Here is a 12,885-nt window from a genome sequence, read left to right as displayed (position 1 = left end):
GGGCGGTTGTACGAGGTGATCATGGTTGTACGTCATTACGGGCTGCGCGCGTGCGCCGCCATGCTTTTGGGAGCGTTCGTACTGGCCGCCGGGCTTGGGTGCACCAAGAAGTCCCTGGCCGAGAAGGCCGCGGAAGCCGTGGATTTCAAGATCACCGGCAAGGTGACCTACACGCGGGTGCCCATGCGCTACGACGCCAACGGCGTTCCCCTCGGGCTGGAAACGGATCCCGCGAAGTTCACCTCGGTGCCGGCCCGGGGCCTGCGCATCCGGGTCTTCCAGGTGCGCCGGGAGACGATGCCGGACTTCACCGTCCAGGACGTGTGGAATCTGGTCGCCCAGTCCACCACCTCCAGCAGCGGCGAGTACATCGCGAACATCGGCGTCCTCAAGAACTACCTCACCTTCGTGGAGGTGGAGGGGCAGATGACCCAGCCCACCACCCCCGCCGCCGTCGTCACCCTCAGCTCCGATCCGGATGGCATCTACAGCACCCGGCAGGTCATCGATCGAACGGTTTACGTAATTCGGAAATCCATTGATGGCACGTCTTCCACCACGAACGCCACGCCGGCGGCCGTGGGGACCGCCGACGTGGTCGTGAACTTCGACATCGGGCTGAACGACCCGTGGATGGTGGTGCTGCCCAAGTGGTGGATGCCCTACCAGAGCAGTTTCCCCTATCCCGAGACCGTCGCGGCCGGCAGCCGCATCCCGGCCATCCTGGACTCCTTCTACGAATTCAACAACAACATCGGCAACGCCGTGCCCATCGGCACCGGCGTCAGCGAGTTGACCATGCACTACCGCCCCGGTCTGTCCACCCGGCGGGGCACCTTCGTGGAATACCGCCCGAGCCTCCTGCCCAGATCCTATGACGGGGCCACCTACCGCTACATGGGTTCCATCTGCGGCGGCGGCACCATCGACGGGGTCCCCCAGCCGGACGACGCCTTCGATCCCGCCACCCTCTACGCGCTCATGGCCCGGAACACCATCCTGAGCCAGGGCAAGACGAACGTCCTTCCCACGGGCGTCCCCGCCACCAGCCTGGCGCCGGACCTGGCCCTGGTGGAAGGTTTCGGCGACGCCATCGCCGCGACCCTCCTGGAGCGCCCCTTCCTGCCCGCCGGCACCGGGGCTGACCGCTACGCGGCCGTGCGGGACATCCGCGACCTCAGCCAGCTGACCCCCGCCCAGATCGGCCCCTTTTCCGCCCCGGCCATCACGGCCCTCACCTGGGAACTGGCCCTCATCAACGGGAGCATCGCGTCCCCGGGCACCGTCACCACCTGGCCCAACATGACCGCCCAGAACCTGACGCGCTTCTATTCCGGGCTCGCCCCCACCATGACGTCGGGATCGGCCACCATCAGCACGGACGTGAACAGCATCTACACCCAGCTGGCCCGCCTCCAGGAGGACAAGACCAGCGCCGACACCTCCGACCTGAAGACCTTCTTCGGGGACGGGGTGCTCACCCCGCTCTGCGCGAAGTTCAACATCCCCTGGACCACCGCCGCCGAGGCCATCAAGCCGAAGTACACCACGGTCTGGGGCTCCGATCCCGACTCCCTGGCCACGCCCCTGCCCAGCTTCACCCTGTCCATGGCCGCCGCCTCCAAGATCAAGCGCTACTACCTGGACGCCGACAACGTGGAGCAGGTCGCGGAGTACTACCCCAACAACTCCCATGGCGAAGTGTTCTACGCCATGAGTTCCTGGGGCCTGGACCGCACCTACACCTTCCGGGCCACCACGGTGCCCGCCCTGCCCGCCGGCGCGTCCATCGAGGTGGTTATCGACGGCGACATCGCCAACCCCTACCTCTTCCCTGCGGGCACGGACACGTCCTTCCCCCTCACCATCAAGGGCAACCCCGGCGACCTGAGCACGCCCAACTGGCACCGCTTCCGGGTCCGCCTGCTCAGCCCATCGACCCTGGTTTCCGACACCCAGGTCACCATCCATCTCGATAAGGTCAAAGGATGAACATCCAGCCAGCTCTCGACATCCTCCGGGCCCGCGCCCCCTTCGTGCCCGACCTGGCCCTCGTGCTGGGCTCGGGGCTCGGCGCCCTGGCCGGCTGCGCCGAAGCCCGGGCGGGCGTATCCATCCCCTTCACCGACCTGGGCTTTCCCGTTCAGACGGTGCAGGGTCACCAGGGCAAGCTCATCTTCTGCGAACTGGAGGGCCGGAAGGTCGTCCTGCAGGCGGGCCGCTTTCACTTCTATGAAGGCAACCCCATGTCGCTGGTCACCGCCCCCATGCGCATGCATGCCCGGCTGGGCGTGAAGGCCGTGGTGCACACCAACGCCGCCGGTGCCGTGAACGCATCCTTCAAGGTGGGCCAGCTCATGGTCATCAACGACCATATCAACCTCATGGGCACCAACCCGCTCATTGGCCCCAACCAGGATCCCGGCCCCCGCTTCCCGGACATGACCGGCGCCTACGACCCCGCCCTGTCCGGACAGATCCTCGCGGCCGCCAAGGCCCTGGGCCAGGAGGTGCAGCAGGGCGTGTACCTCGCCGTCACCGGCCCCAGCTTCGAGACCCCCGCCGAGATCCGGGCCTTCCGCACCTTGGGCGCCGACGCCGTGGGCATGAGCACCGTCCCCGAGGTGATCGTGGCCCGCCACGAGGGCATGCGGGCCGCGGGCATCTCCTGCCTGTGCAACATGGCCGCGGGCATGCTGCCCCAGCCCCTCACCCACGCCGAGGTACTGGAAGCGGGCGCCGCCGCGGCCGCCAACTTCGAGAAGCTCGTGCGGACCTTCCTGCGGGACCTGGCGCTTTAGGCATATCCTTACCGGATGAAGCTGACGCTGTCGATGATCGTGAAGGACGAGGAGGCCCACCTGGGGCACTGCCTGGATTCCGTCCGGGGCCTCGTGGACGAGATCGTCGTGGTGGACACCGGCTCCACCGACGGCACCCGGGCCCTGGCCCTGGCCCGGGGCGCCGCGGTGCACGATTTCGCCTGGACCGGTGACTTCTCCGCCGCCCGCAACGCCAGCCTCGCCCACGCCACCGGCGACTGGGTGCTGGTGCTGGACGCCGACGAGGCCGTGGACGCCCGGGACCATGCCGCCCTGCGCGCGGCCTGCGGGGGCGCGGACGCCTACCGCGTGCTCATCCGCAGCTACCTGCCCGACGCCGCCTACACGCTCATGGATGCCCAGGCCAAACCCAACCCCGGCGGGTACACCGAGGGCGCACCCTGGCCCGCCTGCGGGGACACCCGGGCCGTGCGGCTCTTCCGGCGCATGCCGGGCGTCGCCTTCCGGGGCCGCATCCACGAGAGCGTGGAGGCCTCCTTCCCGGGCCCCCTCCCGGACCTGGACGCGGTGATCCACCACTACGGGTTCACCCTCCCCGCCCGGGTGGAAGCCAAGAAGCCCGTCTACCTCGATCTGGCCCTGCGGGACGCCCGGGACCGCCCCGGGGACCCCCTGTGCCTGTTCAACGTGGTGATCCAGGCCGCCACGGCCGAGGATTGGGAACTGGCGGTTCGCACTGCCGAACGCTATCGCGCGCTCACCCGGGAGCTCCCCCCGGCCCTGATCCTCACCCAGGGAACGGCGCTCCAGCGCTGCGGGCGCCACGAGGAGGCCCTGCGCGTCTTCGCCGAGCTCCCCGGCAGCCTTCCCGCCGCAGTGGGCCGGGGGGTCTCCCTGGAGCGCCTGGGCCGCAGGGAGGAGGCCCGGGTCCTGCTGGAAGCCTGCATCCGGGAAGCCCCCGGCTACACCACGGCCTACCTGGACCTGGCCGACCTGCATGCCCGGGCCGGGGACCCGGCGGCGGCCCGGGCCATCCTGGACGCCGGCCTGGAGGCCGCGCCGTCCGACGCGCCCCTGTGGGGCCGCCTGGTTCGCCTGGGCGTGGAGGAGGGCCGCATGGAGCAGGCCGTCCGCGACGCCTGGGGCGCCATCCAGCACTGCCCCCAGGGGGGCGACGGGAGCTGGCACAACCTCGTGGGCGTCTTCCTCCTGCGCCAGGGTGCCAAGGCCGAGGGGCGCCAGGTCCTCACCCTGGGCCTGGCCGCCTTCCCCGGCCATCCCGACCTCGCCCGCCTCCTGGAGCTCTGCTGACATGCCCCGAATCCGCGTCCTCCCCGACCAGGTGGCCAACCAGATCGCCGCGGGCGAAGTGGTGGAGCGCCCCGCCTCCGTGCTCAAGGAACTGGTGGAGAACGCCCTGGACGCCGGCGCCACCCGGCTGGAGGTGCGCTGGGAGGACGGCGGGAAGCGGCTGCTGGAGGTGGCCGACGACGGTTGCGGCATGGCCCGCGACGACCTGTACATGGCCCTGGAGCGCCACGCCACCAGCAAGGTGCGCACCGCCGACGACCTGGGCCACCTGGCTTCCTTCGGGTTCCGGGGCGAGGCGCTGCCCTCCATCGCCTCCGTGAGCCGCTTCGACATGGCCTCGGCCGAGCAGGACGGCGCCGGCCACCGCCTGCGTTCGGAATTCGGCGTCATCAAGGAGGTGCAGCCCTTCAGCCGGAGCCACGGCACCACGATCACAGTGCGCGACCTCTTCGCCCAGCTCCCGGCCCGCAGGCGCTTCCTCAAGGCCACCGAGACCGAGCACGCCCACCTGTGGGGCGTGATCACCCGCATGGCCCTGGCCACCCCGGCCATCCACTGGTTGCTGGAATCCGACCGCGGCGGCCGCCTCACCCTGCCCACGGTGTCCGTGCCCGGCGAGCGCCTGGGCCCGCTCCTGGGCGACAAGCTCACCGCCCTGGTGCCCTTCCGGGACGGCACGGCCCCCTGGACCCTCCACGGCTACGTCTCCCCCCCCGAACTGAGCTTCCGGGACCGCAACCATCTATACCTCTTCGTGAACGGCCGCGCCGTGCGGGACCGCCTCCTGCTGGCGGCCCTCGCCTCGGCCTGGGAGGGCTTCTTCCCCAAGGGCTCGTACCCGGCGGCCGTGGTGTTCCTGGACGTGCCGGCCGACGCGGTGGACGTGAACGTCCACCCCACCAAGGCCGAGGTGCGGTTCCGGGAGCCCCAGCGCATCTTCCCCTGGGTGGGCCGGGCCCTTCGCGAGGCCTGGAGCGGCTTGCGCGGCGGCCTGGCCTCCGTGCTGGACCTGCCCCCCCGCCCCCTGGAACCGGAGCTGGACCGCCCCCTGGCCCCCGTGGCCGCCGAGCACCCGCACCTTTGGTCCGGCGCCGGCACCTACCAGGCCCTGGAGGCGGCCTTCCCCCGCCAGGAGGAACCGGTCCGCGTGGCCGAACCCCCGCAGGAATCCAGGGTCCGCTACCTGGGTTCCTTCGATTCCACGTACCTCCTGGCCGAAGTGACGGGCGGCGCCGAACCCGAGCTGTGGCTGGTGGACCAGCACGTGGCCCACGAGCGCATCCTCTACGAGCGCCACTTCCTGCGCAAGCATCAGCCCGCCGTGCAGCCCCTCATGCCCCCCCGGGTGGTGCGCGTGGGCCCCGAGGCCATGTCCCGCCTGACCCCCTTCCTGGACACCTTCGCCGAAGCCGGCGTGGAGGTGGAGCCCTTCGCGGGGGACGCCGTGGTGGTGCGCGGCCTGCCCGACTTCCTCATGGACCGGGACCCCGAAGCCCTGCTCGCCGACCTTCTCCAGCGCCTGGAAGAGATCGGCCGCGTGGACCTGGACCACTTCCGCCGGGAACTCAACGCCGAACTCAGCTGCCGCAGCGCCATCAAGAAGCACCACCACTTGCCGGCCGACCTTGCCCAGCGCCTCATCGAGGACCTCATGGCCTGCGAGGTGCCGCACACCTGCCCCCATGGGCGGCCGGTGATCAAGAAACTGACGCGGACGGAACTGGAGAGAAGCTTCGGGCGGAGGGCCTGAGGGGTCTTCCATCCTGGGGATCGCAACGCGGCCTCTCGGCATGGATCTTGAAACCAGGCTGGAGATCCCGGTGTCCGTGCGCCATTAATCGGACGTTCTGGCCCTGGACCTGACTACGATACCAAGACCGGGCGGCAAGCTCTGCCCGCTCGCCTCTGAGGAAGGCCCATGCACCTGGATGACCCACAGCTTTGGCTGCACGATCCTTGGCTTGGCGGGCTCCACGAGCGCCTGACGGTGACGCCGCGGCCTTTCCGTCTGATCACCTTTGATTTCTTCGACACCCTGGTGCACCGGCTCACGGCCGAACCCTCGGACCTCTACGTGGAGGTGGGGCGAAGGATCCAGGCGCAGGGACTCTTCCGTCGGGAGCTTTCCCCGGAGGCGTTCTACCACGTGCGCATCGCCGCGGACGAAGGCGCCCGGAAGCGGGCCCAGCGCGAGGGGCGGCCCACGGAGGTCGACCTTGCCGCGATCTACGCGGAAATGGGGGAAGTGGTCCTGGACCCGGCCCGGGCCGCGGCCCTGGAGTGGGAGGTGGACCGGAACCTGTGCTTCCTCAACCCGTCCATGGCCAGCTTCGTGCGCTTCCTCCGGTCCCTGGGCTACGCCACCGCGGTGGTCTCCGACACCTTCTACGAGGCCCGGAAGCTGGAATACCTGCTGCAGGGCGAGGGCTTCAATCCGCGGCACTTCGATCGGGTCTGGGCGAGCTGCGAGCATGGCTGCGCGAAATACGACACGAATCTTTTCCGGCTCCTCCTCCGGGAAACGGGGTTGCACGGCAACGAGGTGCTCCATATCGGAGACAATCCCGTGGCCGACGTCAGGGCCGCCATCGCCGTCGGCATCGAACCCGTGGAATACCAGCGACGCCTTGGGGTCCACCAGGCGATCTTCAGGACCGAGAACCACCTTCGCCAGGAAGCGCACCCCGCCGCGGGTTCCCTGGACAGCATCCGGGTGCTCGCGTCCCGGCTGGGGGGCTGCAACCCCCTTGACGGCCATTTCGAGGGCGCCATGGGCTTCGGCCCGCTTCTGGCCCGGTTCGTGGACTGGGCCCTGGGCCACTACCAGCGGGCCGGCGTGACGGTGGTCCTGGCGCTGATGCGCGAAGGCGAACTCCTCGGGGAACTTCTCTCCAGGGCCGCCAGCGCCCGCCAGGTGAACCTGAAGGTGGTGCCCTGCTACGTGTCCCGCAAGTCCACGGCGACGGCTTCCCTGGGCGAACCCGCCGTGGACCGCATGATGGAGATCCTGCTCGGTGGCCCGAACCTGGCCTGGCAGGACGTTCTGGAGATCCTGGGTCTCATGGAGATCAGCCGCCAGTCCATCGGGCTCACGCCTGAGCTTCTGGCGCAGAAGGTCGAATCCCCGGAGGCCCTGCGCTGGCTCCTCAATTCGCTCCTGAACAGCGAAACCCTCTCGGCCGCCATGAAGGAGGGGATCCGGGAGAGCCACGCCCTCGCCTTCGAGTACCTCTCGGAGATCATCGGTGGCGAAGCCACGGTGGGCGTCCTGGACCTGGGGTGGAGCGGGAGCATCCAGAAGAACATGGCGCAGATCCTCCGCCACGGGGGACGGGAGATCCGCTTCGTGGGCTGCTACCTGGCCAACACGCCCCGGGCGGCCCGTCTGGCCCTGGACGGCCATGAGGCCCATGGCTTCCTCACCCAGGCGTGGTCATTCAAGTCCCTGCTCCTGGAGATCGCCATCACCGCGATGGTGGGCAGCACCGAAGGCTACCGCCGGGACCCCGACGGCAAGGTCGTGCCCGTGCTGGGGCCCTTCTCCGTCACCGGACCCGAACAGGTGACCAAGGGGCGAATCAAGGAAGGGATCCTCACCTTCCAGGATCTTTGGCTGCGCTTCCTGGCGCCCCGCCGCGGGGCCCCCCTGCAGGACCTCCTGGCGGACATCGACCGGCGCCTGTACGCCATCGTGGTCCGGATGCTGCACTATCCCACCCGGGAAGACGCCCTGGCCCTGGGCCTCCTGGAACATGACGAGAACTACGGGGTGAACTACCGCCAGCCGCTGGTGGACGACAAGACCGTCGAATACTTCAGGGAAGGCGGCATGGAGGCCCTCCAGCGCCATCCGGAATGCTACTGGCCCCAGGCTGTCCTGGCCCGGGAAAACCCGAAGCTGATGCATACGCTGGCCCTCCGCTGGGATGCCACCGCTCCCATGGGCCGGGTCGGGGCCCGGGCCGCCTTCCGGGGTCTGCCCCTGGCCTTCGGTCCGGAGGAGAGGCATTACCTTGAGCAGCTCATGGCTTCCGTCGGGCTTGGCCAGGTGTGCCTGGTGGGCCAAGGGAACGACGGGGAAGCCCTCTGGCTCCTGGACTGGCTCGAAACGAGATTCGGCGCGCAGGAGGCCGGCGAGGGTCCCTGGCCCCGGGAGTACGAACTGCCGGTGCCCGGCCTGGCGGGGCAGGCCCTTGCTCCCGAGTCCCTGCCCAGGGTCCTGTACCTGGACGCCAAGGCACCCGTGGGCCCCGCCAACGAGATGGTCCCCGGCTTCTGCCGGACGGGTGTGCGCCTCCTGACCCAGGAAGGGCTTCGCCGCCTGTCCTTCCTGCTCCGCCAGGACGAACCCTGCCTCCTCCTGTTCTCGGAAGGGCTGCCCGAGGACCTCGTCCTGGCGCTCCTGCGGGGCTTCACGCCCTTCGTCGCCCCGGGAAGCATCGTGGGCGTCTGCCACGGGGGGGCGGATCCTTCCCAGGCCTTCGGAAACGGTGCGGGCAAGCCGCTTTTCACCCACTGGATGGCTACCGGGGGCACGGAGGACAGGTTCGAGGTGGTGGACAACCTCTTCGAGAACCGCATATTCGGCACGAGCCTCTCCCTTGCCATGCGCAATCCCCCGCCCGCCTAAGGAGCAGTCCATGACCCTGCGCTTCCTATGCAATGTATGCGGTTCGAGGCAGATCTCGGTGACGGGCCGCTTCCAGCGGGAAGGGGGTTCCTGCCTGGCCTGCGGCTCGTCCATGCGGAACCGGGCGGTCGTGGAGGCCCTGTCCAGGGTGCTCTGGGACGCTTCCCTGCCGCTGCCGGAATTCCCCGAGCACAAGGATTGCCGGGGCATCGGCCTCTCCGACTGGGAGGGCTTCGCCCTGCGGCTTTCGGATCGCCTGGACTACGAGAACACCTTCTACCACCAGCACCCCAAGGTGGACATCTGCGAGCCGCCGGCGGACATGCTGGGCACGCTTGATTTCGTCACGTCCTCCGACGTCTTCGAACACACGCTGCCTCCGGCGTCCCGGGCCTTCACCGGCGCCTTCAGCGTGCTGAAACCGGGCGGGTGGCTGGTCCTCACCGTGCCCTACTTCCGGGGCCGCGAGACCCTGGAGAAGTATCCCAGGCTGGCCACCTACGAAACGGTGAAGGTGGGCGACCACTGGGCGCTGGTCAATCTCCTGCCCGACGGAACTCTGGAGCTTCATCCCGATCCGGTCTTCCACGGAGGGCCGGGCTCCACCGTGGAGGTACGCCAGTTCGGCGAGGACGACCTGCTGCGGGAACTGGCGGATGCCGGCTTCGAGGCGGTCCGGGTGTGCTCCGAAAGCAACCCCGAGTTCGGCATCGTCTGGGAGTACCAGGACCACCTGCCCATCGTCGCCCGACGCCCCTTCGCCTTCTGACCCAGCCTTCGAGGTCCGACGTGAGCCAACATTTCCTCTATTCCATGTCCGAGTTCATGCCCCTGGTGCGGCAGCTGCTGCCCGAAAGGGACGGCTTCTCCCTCACGGAAATCGGCTCCGAGCTGGGCACCATGACCCGGGCCCTGATGGATCTGGTGGACGAAGGCCGCCTGCGCGACTACGTCATCGTGGAACCCTACCCCTCGCCGACCCTCCTCGAGATGGCGGAAGGCCGCCGGTTCCGCCTGGTGGAGGCCCTCAGCGTGGACGCGCTGGCGAAAGAGCCCGTCACGGACGTCTACCTGGTGGACGGTGACCACAACTACCACACCGTGGTGCGCGAGACGCGCCTGATCCTGGAAGGGGCCGTCCGGGAAGGGAAGCTGCCGCTGGTGTTGTACCACGATGTGGCCTGGCCCTGCGGCGACCGCGACGCCTACTACGCCCCGGAGGTCATCCCCCCCGGGGAAAGACGGCCCCACACCCATCACCTGGGCCCCGTCCCCGGCCAGCCGGGGGTGTCCGCCACGGGCTGGCGTTCCGCAGGGGTGATGGCCTTCGCCCTGGAGGCCGGCGGGCCCGCCAACGGGATCCGGACCGCCATCCAGGACGCCCTGCAGGACCATCCCGACTGGGAGTTCCACCTGGTTCCCTGCATCCTGGGCCTGGGGGTGCTCTTCCCCCGGACGCATCCGGAAGGTGAACGCCTGCGCCGGGTGCTGGCGCCCTTCGAGGGCAACTTCCTTCTGGAGAAACTGGAGGAGAACCGGCTTCGCCTGATCATGGAAATCCAGGAAATGGAGGACCTGCGCGACGCCAGCCGGGCGGCTTCAACCGAACAGACGCTGGCCACCTCCATGCCCCTGCCCGCGTCCTGCCGGGATCTGACCCTGTGCCTGGCGGATGCGGACCCCGGGACCCTGCAGGCCGATTGGCTGCTGCCGCCCCGGGAACGGATGGCCGAGGTTTGGCGACGCCTGCGAAAGGAGGGGGAGCTCTCCTGCTTTGTGCCCCTGGAGACCTTCGCCCGGCTCCGGGGATCCTGGGAAACCCCCGCTGAAAACGCTTATGTCGCCCTGGCCGCCCTGGTCCGGGACCCCGCCGCATGTGCCCGCATCGAACGCAGGGTCCTGGCGGGCCTCCACCACCGGGAGGAGGCACCCGCCTCCTGCTACGGCAGCACATCCTACCTTGGACGGGAGCAGCTTCTGCTCCAGGCTCCGCTCCTTTCGGAGCATCGCCGGGAGGAGGCCCGGGCCGCCTGCACCCTTCTCCAGGACCTGCCCCCTGACCGGCGCACGATCAATCCCATTCCCTCCGATGGGGTACGCCACCTTCCGCCGGTGCTGTTCCGCTTCGCGGCCTGGTGCGTGGAGGAGGCGCGCCGCATGGGCGTGGGCCACCTCTCCGTCCTGCCGGACCGGCTCGAACTGCTGGCTCCGCTTCTGGTCCAGGAGATCGAGGCGGGGGGGCTGGCCATCACGGTCGGCCCGCCACACTGGGCCGAACGCGACCTGCATTTGGCCATGCTCACCGACTTCAAGGAAGAAGGCCTGGGGCGCCTGGGCCGATCCAACCTCGCCAATGGGGTCGCGGGGGCCGCGGACCTCCTGGGAATGAGCCCTGACGAGCTTCCGAAGGCCTGGCGCGACCGGTTCGCCGTGGCCGACCCGAGGCTGTTGCGGCTGGCGCTTCTGGAGGCGGTGACCTCCTCGGAGCTTCTGCCCCGCATCGAGGCCGGCAGCCGTGCGGCACGGGAGCGGCTCATGGCCGCCGGGCCCTTCGAGGCCGTCGTCGGCCTGGGATGGGGTGGGGAAACGGTCAACGCGCTGAACCGCCTTCTGGGGGCCTGTGGACGCCCGGACCGGTGCCAGGGCCTCTTCCTCGACCCGCCCGGGTCCGCCCTTGCCTCCCGGGATCTGTGGGAGCGATTCGACGTGGAAAGCCCCCTGCTGGCCTCCCTCTGGCGCACCCCGGAAGTCCAGGGCCCGCCCTCCCGCAAGCAGCGGCTCCGCACGGGGTTCCTGGAATTCCACCGGCAGTGGGTGCAGCCGTGACCATCGCGGACGCGAGCTCCCTTCCTGCCGTCACGGTCATCATTCCGGCTTTCAACAAGATGGAACTGACCCGGCAGTGTCTTTGCGCCCTGGGGCGGCTCCAGGACCCCGTGCCGTGCGAGGTGGTCGTCGTGGACAACGCGTCCGCCGACGGCACCCCGGCCATGCTCCGGGGCTTCCCCTGGGTCCGCACCGTGCGCAACGAGGAGAACCTGGGTTTCGCGAAGGCCTGCAACCAGGGCGCGCGGATCGCCAAGGGCCGGCATCTGGTCTTCCTGAACAACGACACCATCCCCTTGGACCACTGGCTGGAGCCCTTGGTGAAGGAGGTGGAGGCGGATCGCCGGGTCGGCATGGTGGGATCCAGGCTTCTGTACGAGAACGGCACCGTGCAGCATGCCGGCGTCGCCTTCTCCCGGCAGACGCGCATCCCCTACCACCCCTACCGTTTCATGCCTTCGAATGCGCCCTGCGTGAACCGCCGCAAGGAGATGCAGGCCGTGACCGCAGCCTGCGTCCTCATTCCCCGGGAAACCTTCACGCGCATGGAAGGCTTCTGCGAAGACTACCGGAACGGCTGGGAGGACCTGGACCTCTGCGTGCGTCTCCGGCTCGCGTCGATGCGGATCATCTATCAGCCCCAGAGCTGTCTTTACCATCTGGAAAGCCAGAGCCCCGGCCGCATGGACCGGGACGACGAGAACAAGGCGCGTTTCTTCCAGAAATGGCAGGGCCTGCTCCTTTCCGACGAGGACGCCCACTACCTCCAGGATGGCGCCTGCATGGGCTGGATCCGCGGGGGACGCGGCGCCGCCCGGATCCGGCCCCTGCACTCCGAGCGGGAGCGGGCCCAGTGGTCGCTGCCCGCCCAGGTTCAGCGCTCCGCCGCGGAGGCGGACATTCCGGCCATGCGCGCGGCCCTGGAGGACGCGCCGGGATGGCCCGCGGACCCCCAGGTCCTGTCCTGGGCCGGCCTGATCGCACACTCTCTAGGCCTCAAGCCCGCGGCAAGGCAGTTCATGGAACGGGCCCAGGCCATCCAGGACAGCCTGGAGGTGCGGATCTGGATGGCCACGCTCCTGGGGCTGGAAGGGGTCCTCCCCGACGGGGCCGGGGTGCAAGGCAAGGCCCTCGCCCTCAAGGCGGCCAAGGATGCCGAGGCCCGAGGGGAGTCCCTCGCGGCGCTCCACGGGTACGAGCGGGCCCTGGACCTGGGAGGGGGATCGCGGGAGGCCCTGGAAGGGCTTCTCAATTCGGCCGCGGCGCTCGGGGACGAACCCACCCGGGGGCAGGCCGCCGTGGCACTGGAATTCCTGGGCGCAGGGCGGTGATCCC

Annotated in this window: 8 protein-coding genes; all 8 read left to right on the top strand. The window is 69.4% G+C overall.

Features of this window, described 5'->3' with window-relative positions:
• Positions 1-21 precede the first annotated feature (21 nt).
• The 8 genes from ACZ5LB_RS14145 (at position 22) to ACZ5LB_RS14110 (ending at position 12,881) form a co-directional block, all read left to right on the top strand.
• Entirely contained in the window at positions 22-1,992 is a 1,971-nt protein-coding gene (locus ACZ5LB_RS14145; protein WP_464602854.1) for a hypothetical protein, read from the top strand.
• Positions 1,989-2,801 (top strand): purine-nucleoside phosphorylase, encoded by an 813-nt coding sequence (locus ACZ5LB_RS14140; protein WP_464602853.1) that lies wholly within the window; start codon positions 1,989-1,991, stop codon positions 2,799-2,801. Before ACZ5LB_RS14145 ends, ACZ5LB_RS14140 begins: the two co-directional genes overlap by 4 nt.
• Before the next feature lie 15 nt (positions 2,802-2,816).
• Entirely contained in the window at positions 2,817-4,094 is a 1,278-nt protein-coding gene (locus ACZ5LB_RS14135) for a glycosyltransferase family 2 protein (RefSeq protein ID WP_464602852.1), read from the top strand.
• A 1-nt stretch (position 4,095) separates the two neighbouring features.
• Positions 4,096-5,844, top strand: coding sequence for a DNA mismatch repair endonuclease MutL (gene mutL / locus ACZ5LB_RS14130; protein ID WP_464602850.1), 1,749 nt, complete (start codon positions 4,096-4,098; stop codon positions 5,842-5,844).
• Between the two features lie 168 nt (positions 5,845-6,012).
• The gene (locus tag ACZ5LB_RS14125) at positions 6,013-8,724 is read left to right on the top strand and encodes an HAD family hydrolase (protein ID WP_464602849.1); all 2,712 of its coding nucleotides are present in this window, start codon (positions 6,013-6,015) and stop codon (positions 8,722-8,724) included.
• Between the two features lie 10 nt (positions 8,725-8,734).
• Complete coding sequence (locus ACZ5LB_RS14120) at positions 8,735-9,493, top strand: methyltransferase domain-containing protein (RefSeq protein WP_464602848.1); 759 nt, start codon at positions 8,735-8,737, stop codon at positions 9,491-9,493.
• Between the two features lie 20 nt (positions 9,494-9,513).
• A complete protein-coding gene (locus tag ACZ5LB_RS14115) occupies positions 9,514-11,550 on the top strand; it encodes a class I SAM-dependent methyltransferase (protein WP_464602847.1) in 2,037 nt (678 codons plus the stop codon).
• Complete coding sequence (locus tag ACZ5LB_RS14110; RefSeq protein ID WP_464602846.1) at positions 11,547-12,881, top strand: glycosyltransferase family 2 protein; 1,335 nt, start codon at positions 11,547-11,549, stop codon at positions 12,879-12,881. The genes ACZ5LB_RS14115 and ACZ5LB_RS14110 overlap by 4 nt, the downstream gene beginning before the upstream one ends.
• Positions 12,882-12,885 lie beyond the last annotated feature (4 nt).

The sequence above is a fragment of the Mesoterricola sp. MK458 genome, assembly GCF_055384935.1.
The sequence above is the reverse complement of the archived record's forward strand: the minus strand, read 5'-3'. Positions and strand labels throughout refer to the sequence as shown.